Source organism: Auritidibacter ignavus (assembly GCF_003703835.1).
Lineage (GTDB): Bacteria > Actinomycetota > Actinomycetes > Actinomycetales > Micrococcaceae > Auritidibacter > Auritidibacter ignavus.
Map to the genome: position 1 here is coordinate 11,828 of NZ_RDQR01000029.1, position 21,126 is coordinate 32,953.

At 58.8% G+C, this 21,126-nt stretch carries 19 protein-coding genes and 1 tRNA gene; 18 read left to right on the forward strand and 2 right to left on the reverse strand.

Annotation, left to right across the window (positions count from 1 at the left end):
• Positions 1–264 precede the first annotated feature (264 nt).
• From DYI20_RS11395 to ilvA, 18 genes are all read left to right on the forward strand, one after another.
• On the forward strand, positions 265–1,389 hold the full coding sequence (locus DYI20_RS11395) for a mannose-1-phosphate guanylyltransferase (RefSeq protein WP_244924687.1): 1,125 nt from the start codon (positions 265–267) through the stop codon (positions 1,387–1,389).
• A 149-nt stretch (positions 1,390–1,538) separates the two neighbouring features.
• A complete protein-coding gene (locus DYI20_RS11400; RefSeq protein WP_122549530.1) occupies positions 1,539–2,795 on the forward strand; it encodes an amidohydrolase in 1,257 nt (418 codons plus the stop codon).
• Between the two features lie 5 nt (positions 2,796–2,800).
• Positions 2,801–3,223 (forward strand): cytidine deaminase, encoded by a 423-nt coding sequence (locus DYI20_RS11405; RefSeq protein WP_244924688.1) that lies wholly within the window; start codon positions 2,801–2,803, stop codon positions 3,221–3,223.
• A 46-nt stretch (positions 3,224–3,269) separates the two neighbouring features.
• Positions 3,270–4,568, forward strand: a complete 1,299-nt coding sequence (locus DYI20_RS11410) for a thymidine phosphorylase (protein ID WP_122549522.1) — start codon at positions 3,270–3,272, stop codon at positions 4,566–4,568.
• 25 nt (positions 4,569–4,593) lie between these two features.
• The gene (locus DYI20_RS11415; RefSeq protein WP_110110595.1) at positions 4,594–5,310 is read left to right on the forward strand and encodes a DedA family protein; all 717 of its coding nucleotides are present in this window, start codon (positions 4,594–4,596) and stop codon (positions 5,308–5,310) included.
• Positions 5,307–6,509, forward strand: a complete 1,203-nt coding sequence (locus tag DYI20_RS11420; protein WP_110110594.1) for an adenosine deaminase — start codon at positions 5,307–5,309, stop codon at positions 6,507–6,509. Before DYI20_RS11415 ends, DYI20_RS11420 begins: the two co-directional genes overlap by 4 nt.
• A complete protein-coding gene (locus tag DYI20_RS11425; RefSeq protein WP_110099639.1) occupies positions 6,502–7,290 on the forward strand; it encodes a MazG nucleotide pyrophosphohydrolase domain-containing protein in 789 nt (262 codons plus the stop codon). The genes DYI20_RS11420 and DYI20_RS11425 overlap by 8 nt, the downstream gene beginning before the upstream one ends.
• Positions 7,291–7,298: 8 nt before the next feature.
• Positions 7,299–7,544 carry a hypothetical protein gene (locus DYI20_RS11430; protein ID WP_147472562.1) on the forward strand — a complete coding sequence of 82 codons (246 nt, stop codon included), beginning with the start codon at positions 7,299–7,301 and terminating at the stop codon, positions 7,542–7,544.
• Between the two features lie 58 nt (positions 7,545–7,602).
• Entirely contained in the window at positions 7,603–8,883 is a 1,281-nt protein-coding gene (gene eno / locus DYI20_RS11435) for a phosphopyruvate hydratase (RefSeq protein WP_122549524.1), read from the forward strand.
• Between the two features lie 235 nt (positions 8,884–9,118).
• Complete coding sequence (locus DYI20_RS11440; RefSeq protein ID WP_110101156.1) at positions 9,119–9,736, forward strand: FtsB family cell division protein; 618 nt, start codon at positions 9,119–9,121, stop codon at positions 9,734–9,736.
• A 43-nt stretch (positions 9,737–9,779) separates the two neighbouring features.
• Complete coding sequence (locus DYI20_RS12825; protein ID WP_279673060.1) at positions 9,780–11,459, forward strand: DUF501 domain-containing protein; 1,680 nt, start codon at positions 9,780–9,782, stop codon at positions 11,457–11,459.
• Position 11,460: 1 nt separating this feature from the next.
• Positions 11,461–12,897, forward strand: a complete 1,437-nt coding sequence (locus DYI20_RS11450) for a S8 family serine peptidase (protein ID WP_122549526.1) — start codon at positions 11,461–11,463, stop codon at positions 12,895–12,897.
• A gap of 122 nt (positions 12,898–13,019) precedes the next feature.
• Positions 13,020–14,429: an NAD(P)/FAD-dependent oxidoreductase gene (locus DYI20_RS11455; RefSeq protein ID WP_110099633.1), complete on the forward strand. Its 1,410-nt coding sequence runs from the start codon at positions 13,020–13,022 to the stop codon at positions 14,427–14,429.
• A 132-nt stretch (positions 14,430–14,561) separates the two neighbouring features.
• Positions 14,562–14,635: transfer RNA gene (locus DYI20_RS11460), tRNA-Leu, on the forward strand.
• A 141-nt stretch (positions 14,636–14,776) separates the two neighbouring features.
• The gene (locus DYI20_RS11465; RefSeq protein WP_122549527.1) at positions 14,777–15,637 is read left to right on the forward strand and encodes a SurA N-terminal domain-containing protein; all 861 of its coding nucleotides are present in this window, start codon (positions 14,777–14,779) and stop codon (positions 15,635–15,637) included.
• A 145-nt stretch (positions 15,638–15,782) separates the two neighbouring features.
• Positions 15,783–16,601, forward strand: a complete 819-nt coding sequence (locus tag DYI20_RS11470) for a Bax inhibitor-1/YccA family protein (protein WP_122549528.1) — start codon at positions 15,783–15,785, stop codon at positions 16,599–16,601.
• A 223-nt stretch (positions 16,602–16,824) separates the two neighbouring features.
• Positions 16,825–18,015: an AI-2E family transporter gene (locus tag DYI20_RS11475; protein WP_183145633.1), complete on the forward strand. Its 1,191-nt coding sequence runs from the start codon at positions 16,825–16,827 to the stop codon at positions 18,013–18,015.
• 54 nt (positions 18,016–18,069) lie between these two features.
• Entirely contained in the window at positions 18,070–19,344 is a 1,275-nt protein-coding gene (ilvA, locus tag DYI20_RS11480) for a threonine ammonia-lyase (RefSeq protein ID WP_233487949.1), read from the forward strand.
• 15 nt (positions 19,345–19,359) lie between these two features.
• Here ilvA and DYI20_RS11485 read toward each other — a convergent pair whose 3' ends face one another.
• Entirely contained in the window at positions 19,360–20,028 is a 669-nt protein-coding gene (locus DYI20_RS11485) for a GPP34 family phosphoprotein (protein WP_158524755.1), read from the reverse strand.
• Positions 20,029–20,211: 183 nt separating this feature from the next.
• Positions 20,212–20,709 (reverse strand): transcription elongation factor GreA, encoded by a 498-nt coding sequence (gene greA / locus DYI20_RS11490; protein ID WP_110099629.1) that lies wholly within the window; start codon positions 20,707–20,709, stop codon positions 20,212–20,214.
• Between the last annotated feature and the right edge of the window lie 417 nt (positions 20,710–21,126).

Sequence of the window (21,126 nt, forward strand, 5' to 3'; positions counted from 1 at the left end):
GCAAGGGCGCTGGAGACACCCTCAATGTCTACGTGTCAGCGCCGGTGCGAAAATGCTTCCTTCGAAGATAAGGATAATCGCACCGGGGGGTCTGTACCCAAATGAGTCACACTGTGTGTTATCTAACGAAGTGTTTGCCCGCTACCAGACCACAAGCAAACACGTGGGGCTCTGCGCATCCTTTCCTGAACAATTCCTGAGGAAGTGCCGGTTTCAGGCCACGTTAATCATCTGACAACCTACCGGTGGCTTACTGTGGGAAGGGTGAATGCTGATCCAATCAAGAATCCCGAAGACCGTTTTTGGGCGGTCATCCCAGCCGGCGGTGTCGGCACCCGCTTGTGGCCTCTATCCCGCGCTGCAGCGCCGAAGTTCCTCCACGACCTGACAGGGTCTGGACAAACCTTGATCCGAGCGACCTACGAACGTTTGGTGCCGATCTCCAAAGAACGCACCATGGTCGTGACTGGTCGGGCGCACCACGACGCCGTGCGCACCCAGTTGCCCGATATCTCGGAGTCCAACCTCTTACTTGAGCCAGAACCGAAGGATTCCGCCGCTGCTATTGGGCTGGCGGCTGCGGTGCTGTATCACCGAGATCCAGAGATCATTATGGGATCTTTTGCTGCAGATCAGGTGATTGGTCCCGACCACGTTTTCCGTCAGGCAGCTCGGGAAGCCATCGCTACCGCTGCCGAAGGATACATTGTCACAATCGGTATCAAGCCAACGTACCCGTCGACAGGTTTTGGATACATTAAGGCAGGCGCACGGCTGGACGTGGATAATGCTCCGACTGCCCACGGCGTACAGCGCTTCGTGGAAAAACCCGAGCAGCACCTGGCGGAAGAATATGTTGCCTCGGGGGACTACTTATGGAACGCCGGAATGTTTGTCGCTCCGGTGGGACTGATGCTGGAACACCTGAAACGCACTGAACCTGAGCTATATGAGGGACTGATGGAAATCGCCGCGGCGTGGGGGACCCAGCACCAAGAAACGGTGCTGGAACGGATTTGGCCGACCCTGCCGAAAACTGCCATTGATTACGCGGTGGCAGAACCAGCCGCCGACGCCGGCGTCGTGGCCGTGATTCCCGGAGACTTTATCTGGGACGACGTCGGCGATTTCGCCGCCATCGCTCGGCTGAACCCGGCCCGCGATGATTCGGGAGTGACCGTTATTGGTCCCACCCCGCGGGTCTATTCTGACGATTCCACCGGTGTGGTGGTTACCGACACGTCGCGAGTCATCGCACTGATCGGGGTCGAGAACATCGTGGTGGTTGATACCGGTGATGCTTTGCTGGTGACCACCACCGACGACGCTCAATCCGTGAAGCAAGCAGTGGAAGCACTCAAAGCCCACGGTGACGACGATGTTCTTTAAGTAACATCAGATGGCGGTTGCGTTGCTAGCGCCTTGACAATCTCCTTAAGATAAAACCCATGCACGAAGGATTACCAGCATCATTACCCGCAACTGAGACCGCCGAGCAACGGGCTCGGATCGCTGAAGACTCAGCACATGGCGGGGCAATGAATGTGGAATCTCCGTTTCGCAGTTCCGCCGAGAAACCAGTGCGCGATGACCCGGATCTCCCACGGGTCTCACCAGTCGTTGACGGACTATTGCCGAGAATTCGGGCGTTTCGTCGAGATATTCACCAGCACCCCGAGCTGTCTCTGGAAGAACACCGCACCACCGCGAAGATTCTAGAGTTACTCAACTCCGCCGGACTGCAACCACAACAAATGGAATCCACCGGTGCGTGGGTCGATATTGGCCAGGGGCCGATCGTGTTAGGGTTGCGCGCCGATATTGACGCGTTGCCGTTGCAAGAACGCACCGGACTGGACTACGCCTCGGTCCATGACGGCATCGCCCACGCCTGTGGACACGACATGCATACCGCCGTGATGGCCGGGACCGCGTTGAGCCTGCAACAGATTCTGTCCGGACAGAGCGTGCTGAATACATCCGGGCTGGAACTCAACGGCCGGGTACGTATCATCTTTCAGCCTGCTGAAGAACGACTACCCGGTGGTGCCTTGCAGGTTATGAAAGCCGGACTGTTGGATGAGGTGCCACGGATCTTGGCGGCCCACTGTGACCCGGCCTTTGACGTCGGCACCATCGGTACCCGCATCGGTGCTATTACTTCGGCTACCGACACGTTGCGCATTACGGTCACCGGTCACGGTGGCCACACCTCGCGCCCGCAACAGACCGAAGACGTGGTTTATGCGTTGTCCAAAATTGCTTCTGAGGTGCCAGCGGTGCTGTCGCGACTGGTGGACGTGCGCTCGGCAGTTCAAGTGGTCTGGGGACATATCTCCGCAGGGGCTGCCCCGAACGCGATTCCCTCGATTGGTCAGCTGTCGGGAACCTTGCGCTGTTTGGACGCCGATGCCTGGGGCGCAGCAGCAGATTTGCTCGACCAAGTCATTCGGCAGATCGCAGCGCCCTACGGTGTCGCGGTGGAAATCGACCACGTCCGCGGTGTGCCACCGGTGGTCAGCACAGAGAAAGAAACTGATCTGATCGAAGATGCAACCCGTTTTGAGATTGGGTCTCGTGCCATTACGTTGACCCCGCAATCGATGGGTGGCGAAGACTTTGCGTGGATGACCCAAAAAATCTCTGGAGCCATGTTCCGGCTGGGCACCCGAACCCCAGACGGGCCGATTTACGATCTGCATCAAGGGGATTTCAATCCGGATGAACGAGCCCTGGGCGTCGGGGTGAAAATCTTCACCGCCGCTGCGTTGCGGGCCTTGGCCGGGGTACAGTGAAAAGCGTGGGTGAAGGCATACGCACAGACGTCCCGGTTTTTGAAAACCAGTGGCAGGATCTCCACCGGCACGCGGTGGAAGCCACGAGGAAAGCCTACGCGCCGTACTCCCACTATCCGGTCGGGGTAGCCGGCCTGACCCAATCTGGTCGGATCCTCACCGGGGCCAATATTGAAAACGCCTCCTACGGGCTGACTCTGTGCGCCGAATGCACGCTGATCTGTCAGGCCATCATGCTCGAAGCTGACCCGCTCATCGCGGTGGTGATCGTTAATGCGTCCGGTGAATTCATCACCCCCTGTGGTCGGTGCCGACAGCTACTGATCGAACACACCGGGCCCAGGCTACAACTCACCACGGCTGAGGGGCTCACTACTCTGGGACAACTGCTACCTCAGGCCTTTGGCCCGAAAAACCTCGCCACCTGAGCGAACCCCAAGACACCGATGTGAGCAACTGGAAAGGCAACACCGGATGACATCGCGGCACTTTCACCCCGTAGAGCTGATCGCCACCAAACGCGACGGAGAAGCGCTCACGACCGAGGCCATCACGTGGATCATCGAACGCTATACCGCCGGGGGCCTGCCGGATGAACAAATGTCGGCGTTGCTGATGGCGATCTACTACCAAGGCCTGAATGCCCAGGAGCTCCATGCCTGGACCCAAGCGATGATCAACTCTGGGACCCGGATGGACTTCTCCACTCTGGGGCACCCTACCGCCGATAAACATTCCACCGGGGGAGTCGGCGATAAAATCACCCTCGTGTTGACTCCGTTGGTCGCCAGCTACGGGGTGGCAGTGCCCCAACTGTCTGGTCGCGGATTGGGCCACACCGGTGGCACCCTGGACAAGCTCGAGTCTATCCCCGGTTACCGGGTCAATCTCACGCCCGAGGAGATGACCCGCCAGCTGAAAGACATCCGGGCAGTGATTTGTGCGCCCACCGCGGCTCTTGCCCCGGCCGATCAGAAGATCTATGCGCTCCGGGATGCCACCGCGACTGTTGAGTCGATCCCGTTGATCGCCTCCTCGATCATGTCCAAGAAGATCGCCGAGGGAACCGACTCGCTGGTGCTCGACGTCAAAGTCGGCTCTGGTGCCTTTATGAAAGACCTGGGTTCAGCTCGCACACTGGCCCACACGCTAGTCCGCCTCGGCACAGATGCGCAGGTCAACACCACCGCACTGGTCACTGATATGTCCACCCCGCTGGGTCGCACCGTCGGCAACGCGCTGGAGGTCGAAGAATCCCTCGAGGTTCTCTCCGGCGGTGGCCCCCAAGATGTCCGTGACCTTACCGTCGCGCTGGCCACTGAAATGCTGAGGGCTGCTGGAATCACCGGCGTGGATCCGGCCGAGCACCTGGACTCCGGGGCCGCCATGGATACTTTCGCCGCGATGGTTTGTGCTCAAGGCGGCGACCTGCGCGCCACGCTACCGACAGCACACCACGAGCACCAGGTGGTGGCGGACCGTTCCGGGAGTGTGACGAGCGTGGACGCGCTGACTGTCGGGCTGATCGCGCGCCGGCTGGGCGCCGGTCGCGCCCAGCGTTGTGATGCTGTCCAAGCTGGAGCCGGGGTGCGACTACACGTGCGCCGAGGCGACTCGGTCACCGCCGGTCAGCCAGTGGCGACTTTCTACACCGATGACACCAAGCTGATGGTATCGGCTTTGGAACTCACCGAGCAGATGATCGAGATCGGTCCTGACGCGACAGATACCACCGTCCCCGATGGCGTGATCCTTGATCGAATATCCAACTGATCTCGAGGACCCGTAGGCTAGAAGGGTGTTTGCATTCCTCGAAGATCTCATCCTGCGGGCGGCCACCGCGTGGTGGACCCCGCTGGCGCTGTTTATTCTGTGCTTCATTGATGGGTTCTTCCCGATCGTTCCCTCGGAATCGTTGATCGTTGCGCTGGCCGCGATCGCCGACCGAGAGAACACGGTGGGATTGACGACGCTGTTTTTTGTGGGCTGGTTCGGAGCCACTCTGGGTGACCAGGTTGCGTTCCGGCTGGGCCGTGCGATTGGCGTGACCCGATTCCGGTGGATGCGTTCCCGTCGGGTAGCCGGTATCGTCCAGCTAGCCAGACGGTCCCTGCACCGCAACGGGGCGCTACTGATCATCACGGCCCGGCATGTGCCCGGTGGACGGGTCGCCGTGAATTTTGTGGCCGGAGCGACCGGATACGCCTGGTGGAAATTCTCGCTCTTAGATTTTGTCTCAGCCGGGGTATGGGCCGGGTACTCCATCGCCATCGGGGTATTGACCACCGGATGGTTAGACAACGTCTTACTGCAAATTGTGGTGGCGCTCATCTTTGCGGGACTGTTGGGCCTGCTGATTGATTTTGTTGCTCGCAAGGTGGTGGCCCGGATTTCCTCGACGCCGGCTCAGGCGCCGGCCGAGGTAATCCGCCCGGCCGGGTTTAGCGAAGACTTCTCCGAAAATGGGCATGGCTCTAACGTGCGGGGCCGTTCTGGCATAGACTCGCAAGAGTGAGTCCAAAACACGCTGCTTCTGCACCCGTTGTCACCAATCCGCTCGCGCTTGATCTCGCCGCTCTGCCCAAGGTGAGTCTGCACGATCACCTCGACGGCGGATTGAGACCAGCCACCATCTTGGACCTGGCCCAATCCATCGGTCACCAGCTGCCGGCCGATACCACCGAAACATTGGCTGAATGGTTCCAGGTCGCTGCCAACGCCGGCAGTTTGGAAAGCTATCTAGAAACCTTTGAGCACACCACTGCGGTGATGCAGACGGCTGATGCGCTACAACGGGTGGCCCGAGAATTCGTCGAAGACCTCATCGACGACGGAGTGGTCTATGCCGAAGTGCGGTGGGCTCCGGAACAACACACCTACCAAGGACTCAGCCTGGAAGACGCCGTGGAAGCAGTCCAAGCCGGCCTCGAACAAGGGTGTCAACAAGCCAGCGATCAAGGTCAGAGCATTCAGGTCCAGCAATTACTGTGCGCCATGCGTCAAGCTGACCAGGCTCAAACGATCGCTGAACTGGCGGTGCGCTACCGCGACTCCGGGGTGGCCGGCTTTGACATTGCCGGGCCCGAAGACGGATTCCCGCCCCACCGCTTCGCTGAGACCTTCACCTGGCTGACCGAACAATTCATGCCCATCACCGTCCACGCTGGCGAAGCAGCCGGAATCGACTCGGTGGCCGATGCCATCATCTCCGGCCGGGCCCTGCGACTAGGCCACGGCGTCCGGGTCTCCGATGACATCATGATGGAAGACACTGAGACCGGTGACGCGCTGGTCAGTCTGGGTCGAGTCGCTGAAGGCGTATTGCAACGCCAGATGGTGCTAGAACTGTGCCCCAGCTCCAATCTGCAAACCGGTGCTGTCGAGCCCGGGACGGCAGAAGACCCACTGGCCAACCACCCCTTCGGACTGTTGCATGAGCTTGGATTTGCCGTCACCGTCAATCCGGATAATAGGTTGATCTCCGGCACCACCGTGACCGATGAACTCTACTTACTGACCCACTCCTATGGTTACACCCTGGAAGACCTGCTGGAGTTCCAGCTCAACGCCGCTCGCGGAGCGTTCATCTCGCAGGCCGAACGCGATAACTTATTGGAGAAGATCAATCGCCACTGGTGTGCTGTGATCGAGGATCACCTGGACCCTCACGATCCGCACCGCCCGACCTGCTTTACTGCCCTGAACGATGACTGATACCACCCAGCACGCCGGCCCCGTGACCTCGAGTGAATTAGCACGATTGCGCTGGATTACCGCACAATTGCGTCGGTGGTGCCCCTGGACGGCACAGCTGACCCACCGTGAGCTAACCAACTATCTGATTGAAGAAGCCCACGAAGCCGTCGACGCCATCGAAACCGGGGATATCGCGGAGATACGCGATGAGCTCGGTGATGTGCTCTTCCAAGTTGCCTTGCACTCTGCCCTGGCTGAAACGAACCCGAAACCAGCCCAACGGTTCACCATCGAAGACGTCGCAGCAACCATTAACCAGAAAATGATTCGGCGCAACCCCCACGTGTTTACCCCGGAAGGACAGCTACAGGACCCCTCCGTTCTTGGGCAATCCACGGTCGAGGATGTCGAGCATGCCTGGGAACACATTAAACAGCAGGAAAAAGCCGATACCACTCCTGACAGCACCGATGAGTCCAGAGCACAGGCCGAACGCGTCGCTCACGCCTCGATTTTTTCAACCCCCTCGGGATACCCGAGTCTGGCGGCCGCTGCCAAGATCCTGTCGCGGGCCCGCAGACAAGAGGTCAACCCGCTTGAGGAGACCGCGGGTAACACACCAAATCCCCCGGAGTCCATCGAGACCGAGCATCAGTTGGGGGCGCAACTGTTCGCGTTGGTTGCCCAAGCCACCCAACGGGGGTTGGACCCAGAAAGAGCCTTGCGGGAATATCTGCACTGGCTTGAGGCTCAGTCTGCGCCGAGCTCTGCTCAGCGCACTGATAGGGTGACACCATGATCTGGCTGATGAATTCCACGCAAACCATCGAGGCACCGTGGGGTGTTTGGGTGGCAGTTGCACTCATCACCGGTGTGCTGGCGGTCCTGGTTGTTATGGTCGCCGCCGTTCTGCGCGGATCCTCTAATTATCGTCGCTCCAACACGTTGAAGGATTTCCGTGCCCGACAGCGTGCCAACGATACCACACAGTGTCACGAACCCAGAGAATCCACTGAACCCAGCGAATCCTCCACCGATACTTCCGAGAACTGACCGATCGATCCCTCAGATTCCCTAATCCGTTGATCTCTAAGGAGAGGACCCCCACACCATGTCCTTTATCGATGCAATCCACGCACGCGAAATCCTCGATTCCCGTGGTAACCCCACCATCGAGGTCGAAGTCCTGCTGACCGACGGCTCGATGGGACGTGCCGCAGTGCCATCAGGCGCCTCCACCGGTGAATTTGAAGCAGTCGAGCGCCGCGACGGCGATGCAGAACGCTATAACGGCAAAGGCGTGCTCGACGCTGTTGTGGCAGTCAACACCGACATCGCCCAAGAACTGTTGGGCGAAGACGCCACGGATCAACGTCGCATTGACCAGCTGATGTTGGATCTGGACGGCACCGAAGCCAAATCCAACCTGGGCGCTAACGCCATCCTCGGCGTTTCCATGGCAGTGGCCGATGCAGCCGCAGAGTTCACCGACCTGTCACTATTCAAGTACCTCGGTGGCCCCCACGCCCACACGTTGCCGGTGCCGATGATGAACATTCTCAATGGTGGCGCTCACGCAGACTCTAACGTCGACATTCAAGAGTTCATGATCGCCCCGCTGGGTGCTGCATCCTTCTCTGAAGCCCTGCGCTGGGGCGCTGAGGTCTATCACAGTCTGAAAGCTGTGCTCAAAGAACAGGGCTACGGTACCGGCCTGGGGGATGAAGGAGGCTTCGCACCGTCGCTACCATCTAACCGCGACGCCCTGGACCTGATCACCACCGCGATCACCAAGGCCGGCTACACCCCCGGCACCGATATTGCTCTCGCCCTGGACGTGGCCAGCTCAGAGTTCTTTGACAACGGCACCTACACCTTTGAAGGTCAGGAACGCACCGCCGAAGAAATGACTGCGTACTACCAAGACTTGGTGACCGACTACCCGCTGGTTTCGATCGAAGATCCCCTGGACGAAGAAGATTGGGAGGGCTGGGCAACTCTGACTCAGGCCCTGGGTGAAAAGGTTCAGCTGGTCGGTGACGACCTGTTCGTGACCAATAAAGTCCGTCTGCAGCGCGGTATTGACGAGCGCGCCGGTAACGCCATTCTGATCAAAGTCAATCAGATCGGTTCGCTGACCGAAACCTTCGAGACCATCTCGCTGGCCCAGTCGCGGACCTTCAACTGCATGATCTCCCACCGTTCCGGTGAAACCGAGGACACCTTCATCGCCGACCTGTCGGTGGCCACTAACGCCGGTCAGATCAAAACCGGGGCTCCGGCACGCTCTGACCGTGTGGCTAAGTACAACCAATTGCTACGTATTGAAGAAGAACTCGACGACTCGGCGCGCTACGCCGGTCGTAGCGCATTCCCGCGTTTCCAGATTTAACGAACTTCTGTCGGTAGCCCACAATCAACGGCCGAAGAGTATCAATCGGCACTCTTCGGCCGTTGCTAGTTTACCGATTTCGAGTTTGCGGGCGCGGGCGACGGACAGTCGCCAGTTGTGGTGACTAAGGTAGGGCCAGAACAATTGCGTCAACAGTGCCAGTCAACCGGTGAACTGGTGTGAGCTGGGCGCCGGAACGGACCATCAGAGACGACGCGCCACGGAAGGAGTCGTTGTGAGCCCGAAAAAGCCCAGGGTCCCGAAAAACTCCTCCACATCGCGAGTAGCTGATGCCACACGTGATGCCCAGCGTCGGCAGGATCAACGTGAAAAAGCTGTCCAACGCGGTACGGCCGGAACGGACACCCGGCGTGGACAGAAACTATTAGCCCGGCGCGCCCAAGAGCGCGTCCGGCAACGTTACAGTCACGCCACCCCGGAAGAACAACGTCCTGCCCGCAACTTCTCCGGCCGGATGATTGCGGTGATCATGGTGCTGTTTCTTGCTGTGGTGGTGATGGCACCCAGCCTGCGCACTATGTTGGAACAAAACCAGGAGATCTCCCAGGCCGAGGCCGATTTGCAGGCAGAGCAACAGCGCAACGAAGAGCTCACTCAACAACTCAATCGCTGGGACGATCCGGCGTATGTGCAACAGCAAGCCCGAGAACGGTTTAATATGGTCATGCCAGGTGAACATAAGTACCTGGTGGTCGGTGGCGAGGAACTAGCCGAAGGCGAGGAGCCGGTGACCGAGGAAGAGGAAATTACCGAAGACCAGGCACCGGCCTGGGCCGATGACTTTTGGAACTCTTTCGTCCACGCCAGCCAACACCAAACGAGCCAACCATAAAACGCAAGAACCAAAGAATACTCCCGCACAGCATGGAGGATGCGTGGCCACGGTAGACCACCCCACTGAAGCAGACCTGCAGACCCTCAGTCGTCAGCTGGGGCGACCGGTGCGCGATGTGGTGGCCATCGGTGCACGGTGTCAGGGATGCGGGTCACCCCTGGTTGCCACCACAGCGCCACGACTGTCGAATGGTATCCCGTTCCCCACCACGTTCTACCTGACCCACCCGCTGGCTACTACCGCCGTGTCCCGGCTGGAAGCCACCGGGATCATGGCGGAGATGACCGACGAACTGGCTCACAACCGGCACCTTGCTGATCAATACCGGGCTGCCCACGAGAATTACTTAGCCGAGCGTGATCGGATCGGCCAGATTGCCGGGGTGGGCGAGGTCCCCGAAATCGAAGGAATTTCTGCCGGCGGAATGCCCGAACGGGTCAAATGCTTACACGTGCTGGCCGCTCACTCCTTGTCGGTGGGCCCCGGAGTCAACCCATTGGGGGACCGCGTGCTGGATCTGATCTCCGAAGAGTTCTCGGCGCAGAGGTGCCGATGTGAACAGGGATGGGACGATGCATCAGTCGCCCCACGTCAGGATCTGTCCCGCCACGTGCGTCGACTCAACCGGCAGGGGCGGACCAACCCGATCCAGCACCGCCGGGTTAGCGCCGATGAGGCCACTGCGGTGGCTGCTATCGACTGCGGGACGAATTCGCTTCGTCTGCTGGTGGCCCGCCCGGTTGCCGACCCCGACACCGGGGCCAAACTGGTCGAACTGCACCGTGAAATGCAGGTGGTTCGACTGGGCGAAGGGGTAGACCAGAGCGGAGAATTTGCCCCGCAAGCCCTAGAACGTACTTTCGCCACCTGCCGGGATTACGCCGAAGTGATTGAACACCACCGCGCCGAGACCGTCCGATTTGTAGCCACCTCGGCCTCCCGTGATGTCTCCAATCGCGATGCGTTCATCGCCGGGGTGCGCCAGGCGCTGAACGTGACACCAGAAGTCGTCTCCGGCGCCGAGGAAGCCCACCTAACCTTCTCCGGTGCCCTGAGTGCCCTCGATGATGCACAACTCCAAGCCATTGCTGTCGAGTGCGAAAACCCGGATCAATCGGTGCGGGTCATGGTGGTGGACCTCGGCGGCGGGTCCACCGAGTGCGTGGTCGGCGAGGTGGGTTTTGCCTCGGGACATCGCGAGATTACTCTGGTCGGCTCGGTTTCAGAAAACATCGGGTGTGTCCGCTTCACCGAACGATACCTGCGTTCTGACCCACCGACCGCCGAGGAAATTGCCGTTGCAGACCGTGAGCTCAACGAGGTTTTCACCCGAGTGCACGAGGAACTGGACTTCTCCACGATCGATGCGGTCATCGGGGTTGCTGGGACCGTCACGACGCTCACCGCAGCGGCGTTGGGCCTGAAAGAATACGATGCCGATGCCATCCACGGCGCCCAACTGGATCGAGAAACCCTGAAAGCCACTGCGGCCACCTTGCTTCACTCGACCCGCGCCGAACGGGCCAACCTAGGGTTCATGCACCCGGGCCGTGCCGATGTGATCGGAGCCGGCGCGCTGATCTGGTCGACGTTGCTACAGACAGTGCACGACGCTACCGGCGGGGAACTGGCCGCCATTATCACCTCCGAACACGATATTCTCGACGGCATCGCCCTATCGCTGATCGGGCCGAACGACAGCAGGGTCCAGGACTCATAGCATGAAGGTCGTGGTGATCGTCAAGCCACTGAGCGATGCAGTTCTACGTGCGACGACGCTGGCTCTTGCTCTGTTGTTATGCTTGGTCAGCACACCGGTGCCCAAAGCGCAGGCCGATCAATGGCGGGACAGCCAAGAGTGGATCACCGAGTACGGTTTCGACCAAGCCTGGAAAGAAACCCGCGGCGAGGGGGTCACCGTTGCGGTGATTGACACCGGTATCGATGACACGCACCCGGATTTGACTGGCCAAGTGGTCGGGGGAACCGATGTGTCGGGGCAGGGCCACGGCGACGGTACCAAACCGATTGGTGAGGACCCTCACCACGGCACGAGCGTGGCATCTCTGTTGGCCGGGCACGGCAATAATCTGCGCGAGGTTGACGAAGCCACTCAGCAAGAGCCCGAGAACGACGACAATGACGAGGAAGATTCCAACGCCTCTGGCGATGCCGAGGCGGAAACAGAACCAGAATCGGAGCCCTCTGCTGAGCCGGGTCCCGGAGACGACGGCATCATCGGGACCGCACCCGAAGCGCAGCTGCTGAGCATTTCGGTCTATCTCGGCGAGGGCGAGGATGTTCCTAGCGCCGAAGAGCAGATTGCTGAAGCCGTGACCTGGGCGGTTGATCATGGTGCCGATGTCATCAATATTTCACTGGCCTCCTCCGAACAAGATTGGCCAGAATCCTGGGACGATGCCTTTCTCTACGCTGAGGAAAACGACGTGGTAGTCGTGGTGGCTGCCGGCAACCGGGCCGGCGGATCGACGACGGTGGGAGCCCCGGCCACCATCCCTGGTGTACTCACCGTGGCAGGACTGGACGCGGATGGATCCGCCAGTTGGGACTTTTCCACTGAGGGCATCACGATCGGTGTGGCCGCCCCGGCCGACCCGCTGGTCGGAGCAACCCCGGATGGCGGGTATCAGAACTGGTCGGGAACCTCTGGTGCCGCACCGCTGGTCTCGGGCCTCGTCGCGCTCGTGCGCTCGGCCCATCCGGAGGATTCGGCAGCACAAGTCATCAACCGAATTTTGTCCAGGGCCCAACCTGCAGGCGATTCCGGCACCGATGCGCTCTACGGTCACGGAGTGATCAATGCCGAACAGGCCGTCACCGCGCAGGTGCCGACCGTAAAGGAAAACCCGATGGGCTCGATGGCCGAGTGGATCCGCGTACACCGTCGTTCATCTGACGACGATGCGCTCACCGGTAGGTCTGACCAATATCAGGGCCACGAGCCGGTGGAGGTGCCCACCGAACTGCCGGGGGATGCCACAGCCCAATCCACTCCCGCGACACCGATGACCGGTGCGGCCAGTTGGTGGCAACCTGTCATGGTCATCGGTGGGACGGGCCTGGTGGTAGCGCTGGCCGGGACCGGAATATGGCAATTGGCCACCCGCCGAGCTGCTGGTCGTCCCACGAGTCGTTAGCCCGCCCACAACCTGAATATCTCACCGTGTCAGAATGTGGTATAGATCTCACTGTGTAGTTAATACAATCAACCGTCGCTGTTGAATTCACAACCGCGCGTAACCGGCCTAACATAGGAAACATGGCTATAACTCCTCAATTATCACCGAAACCACGCGTGCTCATTGTGGGCGGCGGTTACGCCGGTATCACTGTTGCACGGAAGCTCCAGAAAAAAGTTCGTGATCGGGGCGGTGTGGTCACCGTCGTTGACCCCAACGCATACATGACCTACCTCCCGTTCCTGCCCGAGGTTCTCGGCGGACACATTGAGGCCCGCCACGCTACGGTGGACCTGCACACTCACCTCAAGCACGCCGAAATCGTTCAGGGCTCGGTCGTCAATGTCTCTCACGCCGAGAAGATCGCGACTGTAGCCGCCGAAGACGGCGAACAGTTCGAGATTCCATATCAGGACATCGTGATGACCGCAGGTTCTAACACCCGTGTATTCCCGATTGACGGTCTAGATAAGACCGGCATCGGTATGAAGACCATTGAAGAGGCAGTCACTCTGCGCAACCAGATCCTGGAACGCGTCGAGTCGGCAGCCTTGATGACCGACGCTGCTGAGCGTCGTCGCGCGCTGACCTTCGTGCTAGTCGGTGGTGGCTTCGCCGGTGTGGAGACCATCTCCGAGATCGATGACCTGGTCCGCAACGCCATCGCCCGTAACTCCCGATTGTCGCAGTCCGAGGCTCGCATCGTGCTCGTTGAAGCCATGGGACGCATTATGCCCGAGGTCTCTGAAGCGCAGGCGGAAGGCGTTGTCGAGCACCTGCGCGACCGTGGCATCGAGGTGTTGCTGAACACTTCGCTGGACAGCGCCGTTGACTACGAAGTCAAGCTCAAAGACATGCGTGACGATTCACCGGCCGGATCCTTCTACGCTGACACCATCGTGTGGTCCGCCGGTGTTGCCGCCAACGGTATGGCCAAAGAAACCGATTTCCCGGTGGACGACCGTGGTCGCATCGAGGTTACTCCGACTCTGCAGATCTCGGATGGAGACGGTGGCGTGACTGAAGGTGCCTGGGGTTGTGGCGACATCTGCGCTGTGCCGGATCTGACCGGTGATGGCCCCGGTGGATTCTGTGTGCCGAACGCACAGCACGCCGGCCGTCAGGCGAAGCGCCTGGCCGAAAACCTATTGGCCGTACGCTTCGGCGAAGGTGTCGTTGAAGAGTACTATCACAAGTCTCTGGGTACCGTTGCCGGAATGGGGCTTGGCAAGGGCGTCGGTAACCCGCTGGGCGTTGAACTCAACGGCCTGCCCGCCTGGCTGGCACACCGTGTCTACCACGCCTACGCGTTGCCGACCCTTGAGCGCAAGTCTCGCGTGGTCTCCGGCTGGATCCAGGAACTGCTGTGGGGTACAGACACTACCCAGACCAAGCGTCTGGAGCGTCCGTTCAACGCCTTCCGCAAGGCCGCCGGTAAGCCTGAGATTCCGTCACGGTTCACCAAGAAGACCGAAGAAATCGAAGCCTAAGCTCTCGATCACACCAGCGCAGATGACATTTGTGACGCGCTGAGTTAAAACAACGGCCCCGGTCGAGCGCCTCCAGTATGATCTGGAAGGTGTTCTGGCCGGGGCGTTGTGATGTCTCGGAACCACGAACGAGCCCCCATAGCCCAATTGGTAGAGGCAAGCGACTTAAAATCGCTGTGTTGTCAGTTCGAGTCTGACTGGGGGTACCGGCGTCCTGAATAGAGGCTGATGATTCACTGAATCGCCTATTCAGTTTCGGGGACTACACTCGGGGTGATCATCCCAAGGAGACGCGCAACCGGCGCGAGGACAGCTCCTGACACCCAACCCGAAGGGACGGTAGACGTTTGCTCGGCAAAAAGATCCTCAGTTCCATCGCACTGATTGCCATGTTGAGCCTGTCAGCCTGTAGTGCAGATGAGGAAAACGCAGATGGGGCGCCCGAAGCCTCTGCATCGGCTGGCGACCAAGGAGCGCTTCCGGAACCAAATCTCGACGACGTTCCCGACGTGGTGGCCACGATCAACGATACCGAGATCACCAAAGAGGAATTTGCTACCAACTATGAGTCTCAGTATCAGCAGATGGCGTACCAGGCTCAAATGAGCGGTTCGGACGTTGACGAAGATCAGCTCAAACAGGAGAGCCTGGAGATCATGATCGGCAATGAGCTGTTGCTCCAAGAAGCAGAGGACCAAGATATCGAGGTCACAGAGGATGATGTCGATGAGTTCCTCGATGACTTTGCTAAACAACAAGGGCTGGAATCTCAGGACGAGCTCATCGCGCAGTTTGAGGAACAAGGCATGGACGAGGAACAACTGCGTGAAGATTCCAAGAAACAAGTTGCCATGGATCGGCTGATCGAGACTCTCGATGTTGACGAGCCTTCGGAAGAAGAGCTCAAAGATCTCTACGACGACCAGATGGAACAACAGAAGCAACTCATGGAGGCTCAAGCCTCGGCTGATCCGTCCGCACAGGCCGAGGATGGATCGTCGGAATCCGCCTCGGGCGAAGACCAGCTACCGAGCTTTGAAGAGTCCAAGGACGACCTGGAAGAGCAGGTCAAGCTTCAAAACGAGAATGAAGCGATCACTGAATTGGTGGAGGATTTACGCGAGGATGCCGATATCGAGATTTTCCTCGAAACCCCCGCTACTACAGAATCTAGCTCTGAGGACGATAGCGACGAGGACGCTAAGTAACAAGTGTGCCGGATAGTGCCATACAGCAGGGGATTATCACCGCTGGTAGTTAACCTAGCTTGCGGGTAGTTAGCTAACACCGGCGCAGTGGTTACCGTTAGACTGGCACATGAACACCTGACCGTCAGATACGAGAGGACGGCCCATGGCCAACCCAGTCTTTAACTCCGACAATTTCAAGCAACAAGCTTCTGGGGGCGTGCAGACTCCTCAGACCATTTCCGCATCTGAACTCGAAGAGATGTATGCTCGCCCCTCCGCGACTCCACAGGATACCGGGCGAGTCAGCTACAATGATGTGATCCTGCGGACCGCTTCCCAGCTAGCCGTGGTGTTGGTCGGAGCTTTGGGGCTGTGGTTTGCCGGAACGATGCTCGGATTGGGCGGAATCGTCGGTCCCGCAACGCTCATCGGTGCTATTGGCGCGATCGTCCTGTCCTTGGTGAACGCGTTCAAAAAGCAGCCCTCACCGTTGCTGATCACGCTGTTCTCCCTCGCGGAGGGCCTGTTCCTTGGGGGGATCTCCCTCACCTTGGACGCCATGTACCCGGGGGTGGCCAGCCAGGCTGTTCTGGCGACCTTGTGCGTCTTCCTGGTGATGTTGGCGCTATTCTCCTCTGGTAAGGTCCGTGCTACGGCTCGTGGCATGCAGATCTTCATGCTGGCCTCTCTAGGTTACGCCGTATTTGCATTGGTGAACTTCGTGCTGATGATTACCGGAGTCACCGAGGGGATGTTCGGTCTACGTTCGGGCTGGCTGGGTGTCATCGTCGGCGTGATCGCGATTGTTTTGGCCGCTTATTCGCTGGTGATGAGTTTTTCCATGATCCAGCAGGGTGTGCGCAACGGTGCCCCACGCTCCTTTGCCTGGACTGCAGCATTTGGCTTGGTCACCGACTTGACCTGGCTTTACCTGGAAATTCTGCGTGTGCTGTCGATCTTGCGCGAGATGGCCGATGCGTGATTCCCGGCGCACGGCTATCGTATTTTCGTCAGGTCACGATCTGAGGTGACCGATAATACGGGCGGTGTCACGCTGAGGCCACCTTTGGTTAGTCTGCGTGACACCGCCCGCGTATGTTCTGTCTTGGGTTTTCTTCACAATTTCCGGGACAGAGTATGCTTACAAGGGTTGAGGCTTGGCACGAGCCTTTACCGTAGTGATCAGCACAGAGAGGACCTGGCCGATGAGTTCAGCCCCTCCGAAAAGGCCTGTCGAGGACTCAGAGTTCGACTCGCCTACTTTGGCTGAAGTCGGGAGAAAACTAGCGGCTGACATTCCCTACGGTGTCACTGTCGCAACTGGATGGGCGCTACAGTTCATTATTATTGTCGTCGCGGCAGGTATCGGAATTTGGCTGTTTTCACACGTCTCCCTGCTCGTAATCCCGCTACTGATCGCTGCTTTGCTGTCCAGCCTGCTCTATCCGGTGCATAGCTTTTTGAAGAACCGGTTTCGGTTCCCCGCCTGGCTGTCGGTAGTTACCGTGATGCTGGGCTTCCTCTCGCTGATCGTGGGACTGCTGTGGCTGGCAGGGCAACAGTTGGCCGTCGGGTTCGCTGATATGTGGCAGCAGATCCAAGAAGGCATCGTGGGACTTTTCGCCCTGGCCGAGTCCTACGGTCTCACCACAGACCGATGGCAAGAAATCCTGGCCGACGTCTGGAACACCTTTACCCAGAATTCCGACGCTCTCGTCTCCGGGGCCATCGGCTTCGGCTCCACCGCGACGAACATCGGTGCCGGGACACTGATCGCGCTATTCGCGTTGATCTTCTTCCTCATCGACGGTTCCCGGATCTGGAACTTCATGCTCAACTTCGTGCCACGTCGCCACCGCCGTGCAATCGACGGAGCCGGACACGCCGGTTGGAAGTCACTGGGAAGCTATGTGCGGGTCCAAATCTTCGTGGCCTTCGCCGACGCGGTCGGAATCGGCTTGGGCGCCTGGCTACTATCGGTCCCGCTGGCCCTGCCCCTCGCGGTGCTCGTCTTCCTCGGTTCTTTCATCCCCATGATTGGTGCGGTTTTGACCGGTGCGATCGCGGTGATCCTAGCACTGGTTGCCAACGGTTGGGTCAACGCGCTGTTGATGTTAGTGGTGGTGCTGATCGTGCAACAAGCCGAATCACATATTCTGCAACCACTGGTTATGGGACGCGCCGTGCAGCTACACCCCTTGGTGGTATTCCTCGCTGTCTCTGGCGGTACTGCGCTGATGGGTATCGTCGGGGCGATCTTTGCGGTACCGGCCATTGCCTTCGCTAATTCTTTCGTCAAATATCTGGCGGCGCGACCATGGAAGAAGAACAAAGATCCCCACGCGGTCGACCCCGAAGCACCCGACGAGATCGCCCCCAGCGCTGGCGACCTCTGACGATCCGATCCGCTGCTCTCATCCATCGCGTATCAACCCTCAGGAGACCGACTCGTGACATCCACTGATTCTTCTGTACCTGTATTGCCCGCTGAGGTGCCGGTGAGTTTCGACGATATTCTTGCTGCGCGCGACGTCATTAGCGCGGTAGCGGTGGAAACCGGCATGGAGCACTCCAGAGCGCTGGGGCGGATGACCGGTGCCACGGTGCATCTGAAGTGCGAAAATCTTCAGCGTGCTGGCTCATTCAAAGTGCGGGGCGCCTACAACCGGATGTATCACATTCCCGAAGAGGACAAGGGAAACGGGGTGGTGGCTGCCTCTGCAGGAAACCACGCCCAAGGTGTTGCCTTAGCGGCGTCAAAACTTGGACTGCGCGCCACGATCTTCATGCCCCTAGGAGCAGCACTACCTAAGGTTCAGGCTACGAAAGATCACGGCGCGGAAGTCGTCTTGCTTGGCAATAACGTCGACGAAGCCTTGGCAGCAGCGAAGGACCACGCAGCAAAAACCGGGGCAACGTTTATTCATCCCTTCGACGACGAGAAGGTCGTGGCAGGGCAAGGAACTGTTGGACTCGAAATTCTCGAGCAACAACCCGATGTCGACACGGTGATCACCAGTATCGGTGGTGGGGGACTGTTGGCAGGGACAGCAATCGCCATCAAGGAACTGGCACGGCGACAAGGACGCGACATCACGATTATCGGTGTGCAAGCCGAAGATGCGGCCGCCTACCCGGCCTCGCTGGCCGCTGACGGCGTCGTTTCTCTCGAGCAACTCACGACGATTGCTGACGGCATTGCGGTGGGCCGTCCGGGCAATCTACCCTTTAGCATCATCAAGGATCTCGTGGATCACGTGGTGACAGTTTCTGAAGACCAAATCGCTAACGCTTTGGTGTTCTTATTGGAGCGGTCCAAGATGGTGGTCGAACCAGCCGGTGCGGTATCGGTGGCGGCGTTGATGTCGGGGAAGCTGAAGGACCTGGGGCTGGCACCGAAATCAGTGGTCGCGCTGTTGTCCGGGGGCAATATTGACCCGCTGTTGATGCTCAAAGTGGTTCAGTCGGGTCTGTTGGCGGCCGGACGCTATCTCACCGTGCGGATTCCCCTCCGAGACCGCCCAGGCGAGCTGAAGAACGTGTCACGGATTATTGCCGAGGCCGAAGCGAATGTCATCGGAGTGGACCACACCTCAATCGGTCCTTCGCTGGGCATGGGCGAAGTGTATATCACCATTAACATGGAAACACGTGGCCATTACCACTCAGACCACCTACTTGAAAAACTTCGTGAAAGTGGCTACGAGCCCGAAATCACACACTAAGGCCCGGGAACGTGGCTACAGTGTAGCTGGTCCTAACTGCGACTTAGTCATCAATGCTGAGGTGCCACTGGTCTGAGCGTGCAACACCGACAGCACCGGGTGGTGCCCATCAAGCTCGTGCACCCGGTTGCTGAAGTCCTTTTGCTCCCAATCAGCGTTGGCGGTCGCGAACATGAGGCCGGTGGCGTTGATGCTCTCAATGATGCCCAATAGTAGACGGTCTTCGTAGGTGGGCTCACGACGCCCCAACAGCACCTGCGTTAGAGGTGTGATGACCTCTTCAGCGGTGGTATCAAGAACGAGCTCGTAGCGCGTTGGTCTAAATGGTCCTGGGTTATGGGTGGACACCAAACCGTTGTGCTCAAAGTTGTCCAAGACACCCTGCAGCGGATCGAACTTCTTGGACTTCACGATCCGGGAGAGCTCATCGCCAGTCTTATCGCGCAGTTTCTCGACGACGTCGTTCAAGGCCGGAGAGCTCGAGGTTTTTTCCTTGACGATAATCTTCGGATCATCCATGTTCCACGGTTCGGTCAGCTCGGCGGGGGTAAAGGACACCACGCCATCGGTCTCCAAATCGGCCATGGTGGCTGCCACCCGTGCTTTCGAGAGCAAGGAGGAAACTCCTGCTAGCTCGTCTTGGAACTCCAGGCTGAGTACTACGAAACGCTCTACAATCTTCACAAATCCTAGGCTAGCAGTTAACTGCCACAATCACAGATGGTCTACCAGCCACTTTGTCATCTGCGTGGTTGCTCTCAGCACAGTGGGCAAGGGGAAATAACACCAGGAATATTGTCCCTTAAACAAGTCCCGGGCCTCGGTGTTGCACGCGAGGCCCGGGAGGAGGCGAAGCTTCTGAAAAAGTTACTTTCCAGGATTGTAGGGAGTAACCTTCTTCAGAACAACTTCGATGTCCTTACCATTCGGGGCAGTGTAGGACAGGGTTTCGCCAGCTTGACGACCGTGAATTGCTTCGCCGAGGGGAGAGCGCTCAGAGTAGACATCGAGTTGCTCGTCTTCGGAAGCGATTTCACGGTTACCAAAGATAAAGGTCATTTCGTTACCGCCGACGGTGGCCTCAACGACCATACCGGCCTCAACGACGCCGTCGTCCTGTGGCGTGTCGCCCACAACTGCGTTCTCCAACAGCTGTTTTAGTTCCGCGATGCGGCCTTCGTTTTTGGACTGTTCTTCACGAGCGGCGTGGTACCCGCCGTTCTCCTTCAAGTCGCCTTCATCGCGGGCCGCTTCAATGCGGTCGACGATTTCTTGACGACCTTCGCCAGCGCGGTATTCGAGTTCTTTGCTCAACCGGTCATAGGCTTCTTGGGTCAGCCAAGGAGCTGAGGGTGAGGTGGTCATAATTCCTCCTTGAAGGATCGTTTGGCAGGGAAAGTTTGAGTTGTCCACTGCACGTCAAGTTCTTTACTGCACAAAGACCCGCCGTGGGGCGTGCGGTTTAACCGAATCCGATTTTATCGGATGCGATTCGCATGCCCCCACGACGGGACTTCGTCAACGCTTTTGCGGGGTTAGGGAGAATTCTAGCACTGGACCGCGACACGGTGTAGTCTGCGACGTACCTTATTGATATTGAGCGCGTAGCTCAGGTCGTGCCTCACGTATCGTGAGCGCGAAGCCATAGTGTGAACGCATGGATAAGGACATTGTCTCGATGAGTGCTCGGATTGAAGTCACCAAGCAATTACGTAGGGATTATCGCACGGGGTCCAAGGCGGAGAAGTCAGCGATTTTAGATCAGTTTTGTGCTTCCACTGG

Bases quoted from the DNA above. Each gene is read 5' to 3' on its own strand.
- DYI20_RS11410 (WP_122549522.1), top strand. From the start codon at position 3,270: ATGACATCGCGGCACTTTCACCCCGTAGAGCTGATCGCCACCAAACGC.
- DYI20_RS11450 (WP_122549526.1), top strand. From the start codon at position 11,461: ATGAAGGTCGTGGTGATCGTCAAGCCACTGAGCGATGCAGTTCTACGT.
- DYI20_RS11430 (WP_147472562.1), top strand. From the start codon at position 7,299: ATGAATTCCACGCAAACCATCGAGGCACCGTGGGGTGTTTGGGTGGCA.
- DYI20_RS11400 (WP_122549530.1), top strand. From the start codon at position 1,539: ATGAATGTGGAATCTCCGTTTCGCAGTTCCGCCGAGAAACCAGTGCGC.
- DYI20_RS11455 (WP_110099633.1), top strand. From the start codon at position 13,020: ATGGCTATAACTCCTCAATTATCACCGAAACCACGCGTGCTCATTGTG.
- greA (WP_110099629.1), bottom strand. From the start codon at position 20,709: ATGACCACCTCACCCTCAGCTCCTTGGCTGACCCAAGAAGCCTATGAC.
- DYI20_RS11425 (WP_110099639.1), top strand. From the start codon at position 6,502: ATGACTGATACCACCCAGCACGCCGGCCCCGTGACCTCGAGTGAATTA.
- eno (WP_122549524.1), top strand. From the start codon at position 7,603: ATGTCCTTTATCGATGCAATCCACGCACGCGAAATCCTCGATTCCCGT.
- DYI20_RS11470 (WP_122549528.1), top strand. From the start codon at position 15,783: ATGGCCAACCCAGTCTTTAACTCCGACAATTTCAAGCAACAAGCTTCT.
- DYI20_RS11475 (WP_183145633.1), top strand. From the start codon at position 16,825: ATGAGTTCAGCCCCTCCGAAAAGGCCTGTCGAGGACTCAGAGTTCGAC.